This is a genomic window from Treponema sp. C6A8 (genome assembly GCF_000619925.1).
GTDB lineage: Bacteria > Spirochaetota > Spirochaetia > Treponematales > Treponemataceae > Treponema_D.
On sequence record NZ_JHVB01000001.1, the window covers coordinates 313,441 to 331,821 of the forward strand.

12 protein-coding genes are annotated in these 18,381 nt (G+C 38.3%); 1 reads left to right on the plus strand and 11 read right to left on the minus strand.

The features are described 5' to 3' along the window. Positions 1–2: 2 nt before the first annotated feature. Both aepY and aepX read right to left on the minus strand, forming a co-directional pair. On the minus strand, positions 3–1,130 hold the full coding sequence (gene aepY, locus T530_RS0101390; protein ID WP_027727462.1) for a phosphonopyruvate decarboxylase: 1,128 nt from the start codon (positions 1,128–1,130) through the stop codon (positions 3–5). A gap of 116 nt (positions 1,131–1,246) precedes the next feature. Further along, positions 1,247–2,548 carry a phosphoenolpyruvate mutase gene (gene aepX / locus T530_RS0101395; protein ID WP_027727463.1) on the minus strand — a complete coding sequence of 434 codons (1,302 nt, stop codon included), beginning with the start codon at positions 2,546–2,548 and terminating at the stop codon, positions 1,247–1,249. A gap of 193 nt (positions 2,549–2,741) precedes the next feature. Here aepX and T530_RS0101400 point away from each other — a divergent pair, with 193 nt between their 5' ends. Then, positions 2,742–3,629, plus strand: coding sequence for a sugar phosphate nucleotidyltransferase (locus T530_RS0101400; RefSeq protein WP_027727464.1), 888 nt, complete (start codon positions 2,742–2,744; stop codon positions 3,627–3,629). Positions 3,630–3,631: 2 nt separating this feature from the next. On the opposite strand, the gene T530_RS0101405 is transcribed toward T530_RS0101400, so the two are convergent. The 9 genes from T530_RS0101405 to T530_RS0101445 all read right to left on the minus strand — a co-directional run bounded on the left by T530_RS0101405 (position 3,632) and on the right by T530_RS0101445 (position 18,367). Further along, the gene (locus T530_RS0101405; protein ID WP_027727465.1) at positions 3,632–4,723 is read right to left on the minus strand and encodes a glycosyltransferase family 1 protein; all 1,092 of its coding nucleotides are present in this window, start codon (positions 4,721–4,723) and stop codon (positions 3,632–3,634) included. Between the two features lie 9 nt (positions 4,724–4,732). Next, positions 4,733–5,851, minus strand: a complete 1,119-nt coding sequence (locus T530_RS0101410; protein ID WP_027727466.1) for a glycosyltransferase — start codon at positions 5,849–5,851, stop codon at positions 4,733–4,735. A gap of 9 nt (positions 5,852–5,860) precedes the next feature. Further along, positions 5,861–7,108, minus strand: a complete 1,248-nt coding sequence (locus T530_RS0101415) for a CDP-glycerol glycerophosphotransferase family protein (protein ID WP_027727467.1) — start codon at positions 7,106–7,108, stop codon at positions 5,861–5,863. Next, entirely contained in the window at positions 7,108–9,813 is a 2,706-nt protein-coding gene (locus T530_RS0101420) for a YidC/Oxa1 family membrane protein insertase (protein ID WP_027727468.1), read from the minus strand. The genes T530_RS0101415 and T530_RS0101420 overlap by 1 nt, the downstream gene beginning before the upstream one ends. A gap of 26 nt (positions 9,814–9,839) precedes the next feature. Then, positions 9,840–12,509, minus strand: coding sequence for a YidC/Oxa1 family membrane protein insertase (locus T530_RS0101425; protein WP_038073246.1), 2,670 nt, complete (start codon positions 12,507–12,509; stop codon positions 9,840–9,842). Between the two features lie 14 nt (positions 12,510–12,523). Further along, entirely contained in the window at positions 12,524–13,861 is a 1,338-nt protein-coding gene (locus T530_RS0101430) for an HAD-IIIA family hydrolase (protein ID WP_027727470.1), read from the minus strand. Positions 13,862–13,896: 35 nt separating this feature from the next. Beyond that, on the minus strand, positions 13,897–14,529 hold the full coding sequence (locus T530_RS0101435) for an SIS domain-containing protein (RefSeq protein ID WP_038073249.1): 633 nt from the start codon (positions 14,527–14,529) through the stop codon (positions 13,897–13,899). 70 nt (positions 14,530–14,599) lie between these two features. Next, positions 14,600–15,595 carry a kinase gene (locus T530_RS0101440; protein ID WP_027727472.1) on the minus strand — a complete coding sequence of 332 codons (996 nt, stop codon included), beginning with the start codon at positions 15,593–15,595 and terminating at the stop codon, positions 14,600–14,602. Between the two features lie 54 nt (positions 15,596–15,649). Next, entirely contained in the window at positions 15,650–18,367 is a 2,718-nt protein-coding gene (locus T530_RS0101445; protein ID WP_027727473.1) for a YidC/Oxa1 family membrane protein insertase, read from the minus strand. Positions 18,368–18,381: the final 14 nt, after the last annotated feature.

The window sequence follows — 18,381 nt, forward strand, 5'->3', positions numbered from 1 at the left end:
ATTTATTTCTCCAGAAATTTCATCAATGCAATTTTATTTTCAACCGGTGTAGATTTAGGTCTTCCAAGGTCTTTTCTTGCACCTTTTGTAACAAAGACTTCGACAAAAGTAAGTTTTTCTTTTGTTTCGGCATCCCCCAAAACTGCATCCAGTTCTTCAGGTGTTGTGACTTTTACTACGTTTTCATAGCCGCAGCCTTCTGCAATTTCACAGAAGTCAACTTCGCGGCCAACTGTAGGCTGACCTCCGACTGAATCGTGGGCACCGTTATTCAATACAAAGTGAACGTAGTTAGATGGTTTACGGCTTCCGATTGTTGCCATACCGCCCATCTGCATGATAGAAGCTCCGTCTCCGTCAAGGCAGTAAACCTGGCGGTCTTTTTTCTGCATTGCGATTGCCAGGGCAATCTGGCTTGCGTGACCCATGCCACCCACTGTAAGGAAGTCACGGTCATGGCCCATATTGTGCTTGTCACGCTGTTCGTAAAGCTCGCGGCTGATCATACCTGTTGTAGAAACAAAGGCTGTTCTGTCATCTGCAGAAAGCATGATTTTTTCGATTGCTTCTTCGCGGCTCATTTTTCCTTCTACAGGAACATTGTTCTGAAGAGTGTAGTCTTCAAAAGTGCCCTTGCGGATTACAAAGGCGTACTGAGCATTATTTTCCTTGATGTATTTATAGGCCTTTTCAAACTGAGCAGGAAGATCAGCTTCATTGTCGCTCAAAACTTCGTAAGGAACCTTCATTGCATCCAGAAGCTCGCAGGTAACTTTTCCCTGTTTTACGTGCTGAGGTTCATCGTGAACACCAGGTTCTCCGCGCCAGCCGATTACAATCAGCATAGGAATAGAGTAAACATCAGGGTCTGCAATAGACATCAATGGGTTTACCATATTTCCTTCGCCAGAGTTCTGCATGTAAATCATAGGAATCTTGCCGGTTGCAAGGTGATATCCTGTAGCAAGGCCTGTTGCGCTTCCTTCGTTTGCAGAAATAATGTGATTTTCTGCCGGAGCATTGTCTGTGATGTAGGCACAGAGGTTTTTCAAAAGCGAGTCTGGAACACCCGCAAAAAAGTCGGTGCCGTTTTTAATTAATAAATCGTAAAAGTAAGATGGTCGGATCAAAATGTTTTCTCCTAAAATAAAAGTCGCAAGCATAGCTTGCTCTGAGCGGTTTTATCGATAATCCTAAAACGACCCGCTGCCGCAGCTCGTTTTTTAACGGATTTTCGATTTTACGCTTATTTTGTCCCCGGAATGAGTTCCAATATCTGTTTAATCGGCATACAAATGTCATTTACTTCGAGTGAGCGTTCTGCTTTCAAAATTGTTTCAGCGCATTTTACCATGGCAGGGTAGCTTGCGCGGAGCATGTGGTTTGCATAAATAATGATATTTGCACCCCATTCAGCAAGTTCATCTTCTGTAAACTGGTTGTAAGTTGTTGGAACAAGTACGATAGGAATATTTTTGTATTCTGCGCGGAATTTCTGACAGAATTCTTTGATATCCATTCCGCTCTTGTCTTTTGAGTGAATCATTACACCGTCGGCACCGGCACGAACGGCTGCAAATGCCTTCTTGATTGCTTCATCAACAGAGTAACCTGCAATAATTTCCTCAATGCGGGCAATAATCATAAAGTCTTTAGTAACCTGAGCTTTTTTACCTGCAGCAATTTTCTCACAGAATTCTTCTTCAGTCGCAAGAACCTGCTTTGCTTCTGTTCCGAAAAGTGAGTTCTTTTTAAGACCTTTTTTATCTTCAATGATAACAGCAGAAACACCGTTGCGTTCAAGTGTGCGTACTGTAAATACAAAGTGCTCAGGAATATCTCCTGTATCGCCGTCATAAATAATTGGCTTTGTTGTACATTCAAGAATATCTGTAAGCGAGTGCATACGGGTTGTAAGGTCAACAGCTTCAATATCAGGCTTACCCTTAGAAGTAGAGTCTGTCAAAGAAGAAGACCACATACCGTCAAAGCGGTGGATTCCGTCTTCCTTTTCAACCTCTGCATTTTCTACAATCAAACCGCTCAAACCGCTGTGAGCTTCCATAATGCGGACAATTTTCTTTGCGGCAATAAGACGGCGGAGGGTAGCACGGCGAACATCCGGTGTAGTGCCGATTGAAGAAGCGTTATCAGCAAGAGCAGAAGAGTTGATTCCCTGTGTGTAAGGAATTTCTACAACCTGACCGCCCCATTCCTTCATAACTTCAAATACTTCGTCACGGATGTGGTTCAGATAGTTAGATTTCCAGTCGTCGCCGTGAATAATATAATCCGGCTTATATTTTTTAAGGTTTGGAACATAGCTCCAGTCTTCCTGTGGAACAACTTTTGCTACACCCTTGATGTTTTCTACTACAGTTTTGCGCTGGTCATAAGTAAGGTAGGGAAGGCGTTTGTGGCTGACGATAGCACTGTCTGTCAAAAGTCCGATAGTAAGCTCTCCAAGTTTTGCGCCTTCATTGATGATGTTAATGATTCCAGGATGAATGATGTCACCCGTAATTCCAAGATAAACTGTTTTTGCCATTAAATTCTCCTGTTTAAAGAAAATAGTATTGTTCAAATTTTAATCTTTCAATTTACTTTATAATGAATTATTATGGAAATGTAAAGTAAAAGTGTTCAAATTTAACAATAAAATGAATAAAATTGAACAAAAGTTACAAAAAATATCTGAAAATGCTATATTAAATCGGCTTTTCTTATTATAATTTGAACAGATGCTGAACGAAAAAGAATTCGATATATTAAAGATAATCGAAGGCTCAAAGGAAAATCTTTCTCAAAGATCCATAGCAAAAGAAGCCGGATATTCAATCGGAACCGTAAACTCAACTTATGCTTTGCTTGAAGAAAAGGGCTGTATTGCAAGTGGCCAGATTACAGCCGAAGGATTAAAAGCACTGGAGCCTTACCGCGTAAAAAGAATTGTCTTTATTGCCGCAGGTTTTGGAACAAGGCTTGTACCGATTACTTTGAATACTCCAAAGCCCCTTGTCCGTGTAAAAGGTGTAAGAATTATTGATACAATGCTTGACGCTGCCATGGCTGCCGGAATTGAAGAAATAATAATCGTGCGCGGCTATCTTAGTGAGCAGTTTGATCAGCTTTTGTATAAATATCCTAATATTAAGTTTATTGAAAATCCTGTTTATAACGAAGCCAACAATATCAGTTCAGCTATGTGTGCCCGTTACAATTTTGAAAATGCCTATATCTGCGAAGCCGACTTAATCATAAAAAATCCAAAGCTTATTTCAAAATACCAGTATTCTTCAAATTACTGCGGCGTAAAATGCGAAAGAACAGATGACTGGTGCCTTTATGTAAATAAGGGAAAAATTACCGGCGTGAGTGTAGGCGGCTTAAACGCTTATCGAATGGTGGGAATTTCATACTGGACAGAAGCTGACGGTAAAAAGCTTGGCGAATGCATTCAGAAAGTCTATGAAATGCCTGGTGGAAAAGAAAAATACTGGGACAGCGTTCCCCTTGATGTCTGCAAAAAAGATTTTAATCTGAGTCTGCGCGAATGTTCCTTTGACGATTTTACAGAAATCGATACCTTTAATGAGCTTAAAAAACTGGATCCAGGCTATGCGGTTTAGGTTTAAGACTCTGCATTCTGACTAAGAACAGCAAGGATGGCTTTTGCAGTTTTTTCAAAAGAATATTTTTCTTCAAAAGCCGGAAGCGGCTTATTTTCATTCCAGACTGTAAATAATTTTTCTGAAAGATCGGCTGCGTCTCCGCACTTAAAATAAGTTATCGGATAATCTGCATATACTTCCTTGAAAACTTCAATGTCACTTACAATTGCATTTGTGCCGCAGTTGAGGGCCTGAAGGGGTGGAAGGCCAAAGCCTTCATAAAAGGATGGCTGTACAAGGATTTTTGCTTGTGTAAGACGGGCTTTTAATTCTTCATCACTTATAAAGCCTGTAAACTCAATATTTTTTGAAGAAGCTTCTTCTATCAGCTTTGAAATACCTTCGTCATTTGTCCGGAAGTTTTCCTTTGAGCCGACGATAACTAATTTTGGGAGGGGAGCAGATGGTATTTTTTCTGAAAGTTTTTTACAAAAATCAACAAATGCGGGAATTAAAATCTGAAGGCCCTTGTGTTTTTTTATGTTCCCGATGAAAATGATAGTGTCTGTTTTTGGCAGTGAAAGGGCATTTTTTTTAAGAAGAAATTCGGGCACACTTGAATGAACAACATGAACCGGCTTTTTACAGGCTAGTTTTTTTACGATGCGGGACTTACTGAATTCTGTAACGGTAAAAATAGCTTTTGAACGATATACCGCATATTTATAAAAAAGTTTTCTTATAAAAGTTCCGCTTTTGCCGGCAAGTCCTTTTACATCAAGAAAAACAATATCATGAATAGTCGTAAAAACCGGAATTTTAATTCCTCCGGGAATATTGCAGTAAGGAGAAAAATAAAAATCATTATGATTTATAATTCTCAAAATCCCTTTTGGAAAGAGAAACAATTCTTTTAGTGAAAAAGGTTTTACATCACAGGGAAGAAAAGAAATTTTTTCTGATTTAGAAATGTTTTTTAATTCATTACTAAGACTTTCAAGACCTAAAAGAGTAAAATCATTATCTGTTTTAAGAAGATGAGGAAGAATTCCATCAATAAATGCGCCGATTCCGCTTTTTTTACACCAGCGGCAGTCTAAAACAATTTTCATATTGTATCACTATTTAATTTTGATTTTTTCTTTTGTTTCTTCAACAATCTCTTCAAATTCCTTACGGAACCTTTCTTCAGAGAAAGTTTTTGCATATTCTGCTATTTCTTCTGCTTTGTAAATGCCTTTTTCATAGTTTTCTTCAAATCGAAGTATTGCATTTTTTAGACTTTCTGTTTCCTGGCGGTCAAAGAAAGTTCCAGTCTTTCCTTCAACCACAGTTTCGCAGGCACCGCCACGGCCAAAGGCAATTACCGGGCAGGAACAGGCCATTGCTTCAAGAGGGGCAAGACCAAAATCTTCTTCTGCACAGAAAATCATCGCTTTAGCCCGCTGCAGATGGTCACGAAGAATTTCATCTGGTGCCTTACCTAAGAAGACAATATTGTCACAGTTTTTTGCAAGCTCACGAAGATTCTTTTCTTCAGGACCGCCGCCAATTACATAGAGTTTTTTACCAAGTTCCTTGCAGGCAGAAATTGCAAGATCCATTCGCTTGTAGGAAACAAAACGACTGAATGCAACATAAAAATCTTCTTTGGTTTTTAAAAAATCTGGATAAAATCTTCTTACATTTACAGGTGAATAAATTACACTTGCATCACGGTTCCAGAATTTTTTTATTCGGCGGGCAATATATTTTGAATTTGCAACAAGGGCATCAGGGCGCTGGGCTGAAATCCAGTCCCAGATACGAATCTGTGTCATCCAGCGGTCCATGAAAAAGCCTGTCAGCTTGCTGCTTCTCTTTTTGTAATCGAAGAATAAATCCCATGCATAGCGCATTGGTGAATGAACGTAAGCAATCTGAGGTACGTGAGGAGGAACAATAACTCCTTTTGCACAGCTGGAAGATGAACATAAAACAAGGTCATAACCTGTTAAATCAAAACTTTCAAAAGCGCGTGGCATGAATTTCAGAAGTTTTGTATAGATTTTAGTTGCAAAAGGAAACTTCTGAAGTTTTGATGTATAAATCTTTACACCTTCAAAATGTCCCTTCATGTTTTTTTTGTCATAAACAAGCGTATAAATATCAGCCTGAGGATACATCCTGAGCCATAATTCTACGAAAGTTTCAGAACCTCCGTAAGTTGTAAGCCATTCATGAACAATTGCAACTTTCATCTTTTTTTCCTATTTTGCCTTTGATTCAAGTTTTGAAACTGTGCTGATCATATAATCTGCAATATTCTGTCCAGACTTTCCGATTTCCATCCAGGCTGTAGCTTTCGCTTCCTTACGTGCCTGTGCGAGTTCCGGTGAATCGCTTGCTTCTTTGATGACTTTTTCGATGTTGTCGAACTGACTGTCATCAAGCTTGATTCCCATTTTCTTGAGGATTTCAAACTGCCAGAGTTCATGAGGCAAGTCATAAGCATCATAAGGACGAAGATCCATGTTTGTATTTACGTACATAACAGGCTTGTCACAGAGGAAGGTATAGTCAAAAATGATTCCCGAAAAATCAGAAATCATAATGTCTGCTTTTTTCATAGAGAAAATGTTATCCCTGTTGTAATCCCATTCAAGGTTTTTATTGTCCTTGTAGCGGTTTTCAAGGCGTTCAAGCATATCAGCTTCTGATTTTTTTGACTGAGGATGTGGACGTACGATAATTCTCCAGCCTGTTTTTACAAGCGGGTCAAGGAGTTTTTCACCATACTTTTTAAGAACACCCACGTCACCCCATGAAGGTGAAACAAGAACTGTAAACGGATGGTCTTTTTCCTCTTCAATTCCACTGATTTTTGAAGCAAGAACATCAAGATATGAACATCCTACAGTTACGAGTTCCTTTTTATTAATGCCGCGCTGATTTTCAAGATACTGAATGTCAGCCTTCTGATAGTCACCTGTAAGAAGAACAGAATCGAAAAAGTCCAGACCAAAAAGACGGTAAGTTGTTGCGTCGTTCGGCATGTGAAGGACATGTGAGTAATGCTTTACGTTTTTACTGCGCTTAAGCTGATAAACCTGAAGACCTGGTGTTGTCATAAGAACAAAACCTGCGCTCAGCATATTAAGGCGGGCAAAGGCAGAGTTTCCTTCACCAATAAATTCAGGCTTTACAAACTGATAGTTCTGCTCGAATACAGGGTCATCTTTTGCAGATGTGTAATAATTCAACTCAATCTGACGCTTTTCAAATTCATCAGCAACAGGCTTAAAAGTGTTGAAATACTGCTTTCCTTCGCTGTAAATTACATATTTTTTGTAAGAAGCATCCTGAACAACGCCGTCTTTCTTTCCAGAAAAGAATACCTTAAGTTTCAGCAGGGCTGCCTTTGCAAGGAAGAAAAGGGTTGCTGCCGCACCAATGAGGATAGAAAAAAGCATACTTCCCGTACCCGGGTCAATGTAAAGAAGAAAAGTTGTATTCATTATTTTATTCCTTTGTGCCAGTTTTCGGCTTTAAATATATTTTTTGAGATTGTATAAAAATCTTCATCGTCAAGTTTGAAGGTGTTTATGTTGTTTGCTCCAGGACGCCAGTTGTGGGCAATTGTTACACCAGAAGCTGTTTTATTTTCCGGAGAAATTTCCTTAATTTCATTTCCTGTGAATGGATTTACAGGATGGTCGACAATGCCTTTTAGCGCGATTGAAGGGACGTCTGCGTTTGTCATGAAATCTTCGTTTACGCGGAGGGCGCCTTTTGCATTGAAATCTTTTACAAGCAAAAGAGGATGCAGATGGTCTGGATTATAACCGTTTTCAAGAGTTCCCCAGAAATCGAGCTTCAGTCCGTCACCACTTCCGATTCCGTGGTCACTTACAAGAATGATGCGGGAATTATCATAGCAGTCATTTTCTTTAAGGTAATCAAAGAATTCTGCAAGACGCTTGTATGCTGCAAGATTTGAACTTATTGCCCTGTAATTTGTAACAGGCGCATTCGGCTTTTGTGTGATTTTTTTTGCAGGTTCAAAATTCGGCGCCTGAAGAGGAGATTCTGAATGTGGAGTTTCATTTGTAATTGTAATGTATGAACTCTTGTCAGAACTAAAATCTGTAAGTTCAGGAAGATAATCAAGTGAAGCGTAATAATCGATAAATTCCATAATATCACTTGTTGAATCATCACTTGACCACCAGTGACCGTCCTTATAAACGCTGTCACGCATAAAGGTAGGAACTTCCTTAAAAAGACTGAACCATACAAGATTTCTTTTGAGGGTATTACTTGTAATATTTTCAGAAACCTTATCAAGATTATGCTTTACCCAGTAGCTGGTGTATTTTCTTTCCGCATTAAAGCCCTTGATTTTTGGATAGGGATTACATATTGACATATCAGCAATCCAGTTATAATTTGCCCAGCTTAAATCAGATACAGTTGCATTAAAATCTGCCTGCTCTGTAAAAATGCGTGGCAAAAGTAAAAGAGCCTGATTATGCTTATCGACAAGTTTTTCATTGTCGCGTTTATTCATTTCAAGAGGTGTATATTCGTAACCGCCGTAAAGTCCCGGAGAGCCCAGCAAAGTCCAGGCATTATAAGAAGCTGTATTATGATATAAAACAAAACCGTCAAAAGAATCATTTAGTTCCGGGTAAGCTTTGAAAATATCCTGAACATAAGAGTTTTCTGCGCGGTCAAGCATAAATACAAAAACATTCTGACCGGTTTTTGAAAGATGATATACAGGTTCAAGAGAATCTGCTTTTTCTACGCCTTCTGCAATATTTTTTTTGTAGGAATTATATGCTCCCTGAATCTGGAAAGCGTGAACTAGAGTTATTCCTGTTTCTGCAATAAGAATAATCGAAAGAAGGCTTGTCAAAATCTTCTGTTTTTTGAATTTCAAAATGATAAGAGGCAGGAGGAATGCAAATCCTGCAAGAAGCATATTTAATAATGCAGTTTTTAAGCCCGGCTGACCGATTGCTGAATCAAAGGTAATCATTCTGGATAGATTTCCATAATCACCCGAAAAACAGAATGCGTTTACAAGTCCCGAAAACAAAACAGCTGTAAGGAAGACTGAAATTAAAGTCTGAATCCTGGCATGGAATAAAAAGTAAACACAGGCCGGCCAGAATAGTAAAAGGCCAAGTGTCTGAAGGGTAGCGTTTCCCAAAAAATAAAGAGGAGAGCCGAAACCGTCAATATCTGCGAATTCAATTGCAGAAGAATTGATTACATAAGAAGGAAGAACAAAGCCGCCTAAAAGACAAAGTGAAAGAGCGCTTAATACAAAAATTGATAAGCGGACTTTTGCGTCCCAGACTATAGGCTGGAAAACTGTATCAAGAAGATACTGAACGAATTTTACTACAAGCGGTGCCAGCAGAAGGAGAGTGCAGGCTGCAACAAGTAAAAGACGCTTATGCAAAAGTCCTTCATGAATAAAAACCATATAGCAGTCAAGCATAATTATGCAGGCAGCCATAATGATATATAAAACTTTGAGAGGATTTTTAATTTTATAGAAGATATTTTTTACAAGACTGAAGACATTGTTCATTGTCCAGTAAACTACAAGTCCTGAAGGAGAATTGTAAAGAATTACAAGAAATACAAGAGCCATTCCGTAAATCTGGATTTTATCTTTTGCCTTAAATCCTTTTGTATATATTGCTCCTGCAACAATGTTGATTAAAGTCATTGCAATAGGAAGAATATTTATAGGAAAGTTTCCTATTCTGAAAAGAGCATCCTGCTGGCCCATATTACGGATAAATAAAAATGATTTTTCCTGCAAAACCGGAAGATTAGACAGAAAACTGTAGGCCGCAATAAAAAATGGAATCTGAATTAAAAGACCAAAAGATGAACGAAGGGCCATAATTGGATGGTAATGATTCTCTTTATAGTAGGTTGTAAGAATCATATACTGTTCGTCGCCTTTAAAAGTTTCTTTTATGCGCTGAACACCTTTTTCAAGTTTTTTTTCTGTATTACGCTGAATCTGCTGCCAGCGTTCTGCAACAATATACAAAGGAAGACAGAAGATAGAAACTGCAAAACTTACACCAATTACTGCAATTCCTGGATTTTTGAAGATATTATCAAAAAGCATGAATGCAAATTCAATAATCTGGATAAGCGGGTAGATGATAATAGTGTATAAAAAAGTTCCCATAAGCTTAAATTATAAATAATCCCTTTTTACTTGTAAAGTTTACTCCAGTTTTCTGATTTATATATGTCATCATGAACTGTGTACCATTCAGAATCTGCAATTTTATATTTTTTGTTGTAACGGCTGCGAAGATTTTCTACCTGAGCGTGAGCAATCTTTACCTTTGAATTCTTTTCTTCAATAGAATTGATTTTTAATTCGTTGCCGGTAAATGGATTTTTTGCATTATTGATAATTCCTTCGGTAATAATTGCCGGAGTATCAGCATTTGTCATAAAGGTGAAATCTTCTTTAAGGCTTCCCTTTGCCCCAAAATCTTTTACCATAAGGGTTGCGGTTACTTCTTCCTTGTTAAATCCGAAGGTCTGCTCCATTTTGCCGCTGTTTGTTCCATCTCCGTGGTCACTGACAATAATGATTCTTGTATTGTCATAAACATCGTTTGCCTTAAGGTAATCAAAGAATTCTGCCCAACGCAGCATTGCGCTTGAAGCCGTATGATAGCTCAAAAGATTTGCATATTTTGAAGAACCTATGTCTGTTACCTTATCTACAGGAACATAATCCGGAGCCTGAAGCATAATAGGTTCATGGGTAATCTCATTTACGAGCATTGTAAGTGTCGGCTTATCTGAATCCAGGGCTGTAAGTTCAGTCATAAGATCTAATGGAGCATAACAGTCCATAAAAGCCTTTTCTTTCATTTTGGAATTTCCTGTAATCCACCAGGAACGGTGATAAATCATAGGGCGGAAAAGAGGAAGGGCAATCTTAAAAAGACTAAGATAAAGGAAATTTCTTTTTAGAAGAATAGTTCTGATAGGATATGGAGTTTTTCCGTGATTTTCATACCAGAGTTTTGTGTAGATTCCCTTTGTAATATGCCGGTTTACGTTATCAAGTCCTTTATAAATCTGAGTTACAGGTTCATCGCCATAGTTTTCATAAGGCATGTCTGCAAGATTTATATTCCAGTTCAGCTCATTGAAAAGGGTAGGTAGTGTAAGAATGGCTTCATTATGCTTTTTCTGAATTGTGTCGTCACGCTTGTTAAGTTCAAAAGGAGTATAATCATAACCGCCAAAAAGTCCGATTGCTCCAAGCTGAGTATAATAGCTCATTGAAACTGTATTTGGATAAAAAGTGAAGCCTGAGAATTTTTCTTTAAGATCCGGATGTTCTTCAAATACTTCATGAACAATAGGACCAACGCAGCGGTCCTGCATAATAAGAAGAACGTTTTTTTCTGTTTTTGAAAGATGATAGATTTTTTCCAAGCCATCGTCTGAACCAGAAAGAATTTCTTCATGAGTCATGTTCTTAAAGGTTTTATTGATTGAAAAAGTATTTTTTACAAAAACTGCTGCAAAACTGATACTTGCAATCAAAAGAACATAATTTATTATATTTGAAAATTTTTCGAGGATTAAAATAAGAATTGCAGTAATAAATAGCATTGCAATCAGATTAATTGCAATCTGTGCTTTAGAAGGAAAAACAACCTCGTGCATGAATGTCAGATCATCATTCATAGGGCCGTAGCTTCCCTGGAAAACAAAACAGTTTACAACTGCCATAATAAAAATCAAAGGCCAGAGAATTGCCATTGTCTTTTTGAATTTATCTCCAAAAAGATAGTAAAGACAGACCGGCCAGAAGAGATAAAGCCCAACATTCTGTAAAAATGGAACAAGAATAAAGATAAAAGGTGATTTATAAGAATCAACGTAGCAGAAGTTTGCGGCAGAAGATTCAATGACGTATGAAGGAAGAACTGCTCCTGCAAGAAAGGCAAGGGCAAATGCGCTTAGCCAGAAAATCTTGTCGCGGAGTTTTGTATCTGTATCAAGTGTAAGAAGATGTTTTGAAATAAAGAGTGAATAAAAATAAGAAATCTGATTAAAAAAGGCTACGGCAAGGAAAAGAAGAACTGTTCCTGCCATATAAACTTTCTTTCCTGTTTTGAATGCCCAGATAACAGATAAGAAAAGGGCAATAGAACATAAAATATGGAAAACTTTTTTTGGATTTTTAAGTTTATAGAATACGTTTTTTACAAGGCTCAGAACATTGTTCATTGTCCAGTAAACAACAAGTCCAGCCGGAGAATCATAAAGAATTACAAGAAAGATTGCGGCGCTGGCATAAATCGTAACTTTTTCGCTAATAGCATGACCTTTTGAATAAATGGCACCCGAAATTACGTTTATAAGGGTCATGGCAATTGGAAGAACGTTAATCGGAATTGCACCGAGCATAAAAGTTCGGTCTGGAGCGCCAAAATCAGAAATGAAAAGGAAACGGTAGCCCTGTAATGCTTCTACATTTGATAAAAAGGAGTAGGCCGCAATAAAAAAGGGAATCTGAATTAAAAGACTGAAGGAAGAACGAAGAGCCATAATCGGATGATAATGATTCTCACGATAGTAGGTTGTAAGAATCATGTACTGTTCGTCGCCCTTGAAGGTCTGTTTGATACGGTCTACACCTGCTTTCAGTTTAGCCTGAATCTTTCTTTCTTCTTCCTGCCAGCCTTCTGCTACTATGTAAAGAGGCAGACAAAAAAGTGTTACTGCAAAACTAAGAGAAATTACCGCAATTCCTTTAGATGTAACTGAAGAAAAGAATACATAGAAAAATTCTAATACATCATAAATTGGAGCAATAATTATGTTATAAAAAAAAGATCCAGTCATTATTTATTTAAAACCTATTTTAAAAGTTTAGTTACCGCAGAAAGTAAATCTTCTTTTTCGGAAATAAGAATTCCTTCTTTACAACCTGCAGCGTTTCCAGATTCTATATCTTTTATGCTGTCACCAATCATAAAGGATTGTGAAAGGTCTATGTTGAAATCTTTTGCAGCCTGTAAGAAAAGACCTGCTTTTGGTTTACGGCAGTCGCAGTCACATTTATATTCAGGACGTTCTCCCGGGAAGCCTTTATCTGTATGATGAGGACAGAAGTAAAGTCCGTCGATGAAAGCTCCTTCCTTACCAAGCTCTGTTTCCATTTTTGCGTGGATAAGGGCAAGCTCTTCAAAAGTACAGTCGCCTCGGGCAATTACAGGCTGGTTTGTAATTACAATTGCAAGGTAGCCTGATTTATTGATTTTTTTGACTGCCTCTGCAGCGCCCGGAATAAGTTCAAACTGTTCAGGTTTTGTAACAAAGCCGCAGTTTGTGTTTATTGTTCCGTCCCGGTCCAGGAAAACAGCCTTCTGCTTCTGACTGAGGTTTCTTGCATGAACCTTTCCGCTTTTGATGTCAGCTTCTGTTTCGTAGTAGCGGTCAGGAGTTCCCATATCCTTGATGTATTCCGGTGTTTCGTAGGCAAAAATCTTTCCGGATTTGATATTGGGTTTAAGAACATCGCGGTCAAGATCGATTTTATCCGGAGTTTCAGGGTGGCGGGGAACAAAGTTCTTAATTGTTTCGCGCAAAAGCTCTGGTGAAATAAGCTGGAGTCCTGCATTTACAAGATTTTTATAGTAAAGGCGTTCATCCTCTTTTGCCATCCACTTTGTTACGCGGTGGGTATTTACTGGCATACCACCGGCTTCAGCGGGTGGCAGTACTTCTGTTACAAGAAGAGATGAATCATAAGGATGTCCGTTAGGGTGAGCCATAAGGCTTGCCCATGCCTTGTGTTCCTTGTGGAAGGCAATAAATCGGTTGAAGTCGATGTCAAAAATTACATCGCCGCACAAAAGAAGAAAGTCATCATCAATGACAGTTTTTGTCTGAACTTCCTCACAGGCCTTGCCGTCCAGCATTTTGAAAAGTGCCCCGGCAGTTCCAAGCGGGCGGTCTTCAGTAAAATATGAAATATTTACACCGAACTTTGAACCATCACCAAAAAATTCTTTGATTACGTGTCCAAGATGACCGACACCAATTGTAATGTCGGTAAGCCCGCAGGCTTTGAGGTTTTCAATCTGATACTGCAGGATTGGTTTTCCGCAGATTTCAATCATAGGCTTTGGAACATCCGCACGTACTGACTGAATGCGGGTTCCCATGCCGCCTGCCATAATAATAACTTTCATATGCTATATGTCATTGTCGTACTTGATACGACAATCTACTCCTTCCAGAATGCCTCTTCAATTTCAAGGCAGAGGGCATGATAAACAGGAAGGTGAAGTTCCTGAATCATAAAGGTTTCGTTCTGAGGAACGATGATGCAGATGTCTGCCAGTCCCTTGAGCTTTCCGCCGTTTTTTCCTGTAAGGGCGATTGTCTTAAGTCCTTTTGCTTTTGCAACAACTGTCGGATAAACGATGTCTTTTGAGTTTCCTGAAGTAGAGATTCCAAGGAATACATCACCTTTTACACCGTAGCCGTTTACCTGCTGGGCAAACATAACGTTTCCGTCTACGTCATTCAGGCTTGCTGTCATAAGGGCTGTGTTATTTGTAAGGGCGATTGCCGGAAGGGACCCCTGAAGTTTATCTGCAAGGTAAGCACCTGTATCAGCATCAATAGCTTTAATCTGATTGATAAAGTCTGCTGAAGGAGTGCGTTTTTTACAGAAGGATTTCAAAAGCTCTCCTGTAATGTGATCGCTGTCTGCGCATGAACCGCCGTTACCTGCAACTAAAAGCTGTCCTCCGTTTTTGAAGGATTCAATCATTGCAACAGCTGCATCTTCAATATCTTTTTTACAAACGCTAAGAGAAGGATAGCGTTCAATTAACTGATCTATATATTTCATAATATCCTCACTTTGTCATTATAGAAATTTTCATTCACATGTCATTGTCGGACTTGACCCGACAATCTTTCTATTTAGTGTATTCTTCCGGTCCGTAATAGATGATTTTTGTTCCTTCGTTTTCAAACTTGAATGGAACATACATCTGACCTTCAAGAGCCTTCTTTACAGCTTCCTGTTTTTCTTTTGGAACGTAGAAGAGAAGGAATCCGCCGCCGCCGGCTCCAAGAAGTTTTCCACCAAGGGCACCGGCTTTTATGGCCTTGTCATACTGTTCATCAATTGAACCTGTAGAAATGCCTGAAGAAATACCGCGCTTAAGCTTCCATGTGTAGTCAAGAAGCTTTCCGAACTCGTCAAGGGAAGTATTTTTGTCTGTAAGAACTCTTTCTGCTTCATCAACAAGTTCATACATTTTTAGAAGTTCAGATGTCTTATCCTTCATCGATTTTTCAGTGCCTTTCTGAATGTCAGAAGAAAAGCGACTGAAACCTGTAAAGAAAAGCATGAGGTGGTCATTGAGTTCTTTTTTTCGCTCTGGCGAAATAATTACAGGATTTACGCTGTAGCCGTCGCGTGAAAAGTTGATTCTGTTGAAGCCGCCGAATGAAGCTGCAATCTGATCCTGAATACCACCTGCTTCCTTACAAAGCTCGCGCTCAAGGTAAATAGCATCGTCTGCAAGCTTTCGCTTGTCTGCATACTGACCTTTAAGTGCATAGAAGGCAGAAAGCATTCCTACCGCAAATGAAGAAGAGGTTCCAAGTCCTGAGCGGGCAGGAAGGTCTGCTTCATAAGTCATACGGATTTCGTGCATATCAAGCCATTCCATAGCGTTACGGATGGCCGGATGTACGATTTCTGAATTTGAATTTACCTTTTCTTCTTTTGAGTAAGTAAGGTGTGTTTTATAGTCGAAAAAAGGTGGAAGGTGGCGTACTGTTACGTAAGCATATTTGTCAAATGTTGTACTGAGTACAGCTCCACCGTGTTCATTAAAAAAGCCGTTAAAGTCTGTTCCGCCGCCAAAAAAGCTCATGCGGAAAGGTGTCTGTGTAATAATCATAGTATTATGATTTTATCAGATTGCGCCTTTTAGTTCAAATACGACGATAAAATATTAATATGGAGCTTCCTGCTTCCAGTTTTCAGCCTTGAAAATGTTATCTTTTACATGCCACCATTGGTTTGGCTTTATGCTGAAGGTATATTTTCCGTTATTTGACGGCTGGTGTGTATCAGCTGCAGAAATATAAACTCCATTTTCTTTGATTTTACTTGTATCTGCCGGAATTATTTTTCCTGTAAAAGGATTCACCGGATTTTCAATAAGTCCTTTCATCAAGAGAGACGGTGTATCTGCATTTGTCATAAAAGTATTGTCAAACTTAAGGTCACCGCTGGCATTAAAATCCTTGAACATCAAAAGACAGTGGTAATGCCCGCGTCCCCAATACTGGCCGCCTGTAATGGCTCTGTCAAGGTCATCATTCTTTTCAAAACAATCTTCCTGATGTTCTCCGCCGTGGTCAGAAACAATTACAATTCTTGTATTGTCATAAATGCCGTTTTCACGAAGATAATCGAAAAATGTACCTAAAAGCTTAAAGGAAGCCATTTGGGTGTGGTAGGCGATATTATTATCAAAACGGGAAGACCCTTTTTTTGTAACTTTTGCAACAGGCTTATAATCAGGGGCTTCAAAAATCATTGCATCATTTTCGTGGGTAAGCTGATTTATAAAGGCAACAAAAGAGCCATTAGAAGTTTCTTCGATTTTTGCAAAACGTGGCAGCAGAGAGAGTGAAGAATAGTTATCAAGAGAAGACTTTCCGTTTTCCATTGATTCATCAGTGTTCCAGTAGTTACCGTTTTTATAAATCAGTTTTCGTAAAACTACTGGTGAAGCGCGGAAAATACTGAAAAACAGAATATTACGCTTTAAGATTTTATCAGAATTATCAGGAATTACAGAATCTTTATATTCACTTGCCCATAAGCGGTAGTAATTTCCTACTGTCTGATAGCCCTTAATATTTGGGTATGGCTCAAGAAAACTAAAATCACAGAAATGTTTGTAGTTTGGCCATGAAGGGTCTGTAATTACAGCAGAATAACCAGCCTGTTCATTAAAAATGCGGGGCATGGTAAGAAGAGCCTGATTGTGTTTTTCTACCAGTGGAATATCTGAACGGCGGTTCATTTCCGGCGGAGTTGATTCATATCCGCCGTAACATCCAGGGCTTCCCATAATTGTGTGTCCGTTGAAACTAAGTACGTTAGGGTAGTTTACAAAGCCCGAAAACTGTCTGTTAAAATCAGGATTTTCCTTAATCTGTTCTTCGACAAACTGAGCCTGTGCCATATCAAGATAGAGCATAAGAACATTAGGCTGATTTTTTGAAAGGGTAAAAATCGGTTCAACTTTAGAAGCATCTCCCTGAGCGTAATTCTTTTTATAGTCAATATAACTGGAATTGATTTTATAAGTGTTTCCGATGCTTACTGCAGCCATTACCAGAAGAAGAATTGAATTAATGTAGGTAAAGATTTTTCCGGTTTTCAGGAAAATGAAAACAAGAACAAAAATTGCTATGCTCAAAATTATATTAAATAGAGAAGCTAAAGAAAGTGCTCCGAAATCTTCACAGGAAAGGAATTTGAGTGTATTGGAAATATCACCATAATTCATAACAAAAATGTAGGTATTTACAATTGCGCAAAGTGCAAGAGCAGTCATAAAAGCTGCAAAAATCGTCTGAATTCTTTTACTGAATAAAAAGTAAATGCATAATGCCCAGAAAAGGAAAAATCCTGCAGCCTGAATAAATGTATTGTTTATATAAAACTGAGGATTTGAATGAACTGTAAGGTCTGTAAATTCTATAGGAGATGAAGCAACTAGACTTGATGGAATTACATATCCTATTAACAGCCATAAAATTACAGAGGAAAGGAAAAATATTGTATGACGTTCTTTTTTATGTTCTGTAAGGTAATAAAGCTTTGTATCTAAAAGTTTTGAAATTAATTTTACGATAAATGGCAGACAGTAAATCCCGATTACAATTACAAGGAAAAAGAGTCTGTTCATCATTTTTGTATGTGCTTTTAAAAGTACAAAAATGCTTGCCGGAATAAGAAGCGCGCAGCACATTATATAAAATGATTTAAGAGGATTTTTTAATTTATAGAAAACATTTTTTACAAGACTGAAAACATTGTTCATTGTCCAGTAAAGAACAAGTCCGCTTGGAGAATTATAAAGAATTACAAGGAAGATAAGCGCCATTCCATAAATCGGAGCCTTATCCTTAAATTTAAAACCTTTTGTGTAAATTGCTCCTGCCACAATGTTTATAAGTGTCATTGCAACAGGAAGAATATTAATGCTGAAATTACCAATAGAAAAAAGCGCATCAGGTTTACCCATGTCCTTAATAAAATAAAAGGAGCCTGAAATTGAATGGGAAAGAAAGGAATATGCTGCCATGAAAAAAGGAATCTGAATCAAAAGGCCAAAAGAAGAACGAAGCGCCATAATTGGATTATAGTTATTTTCCTTATAGAAGGCGGTGGTCATCATGTAGCGTTCATCACCGCTAAAGGTTTTCTTTATGCGGTCAAGCTGAGCTTCCATTGCTTTCTGCTTGTCCCGTTCAATCTGCTGCCATTTTTCGGCAACTGCATAGAGGGGAAGACACAAAAGTGTGATTCCTATGCTTACACCAATAACAGAAAAGCCTGTGTTATAGGTAACCTTTCCAAAGAAAACGTAAATACATTCAATTATTTCATAAAGAGGATAGATTATAAGAGTATATAAAAAATTTGCCATTGTATTTTCCTAAT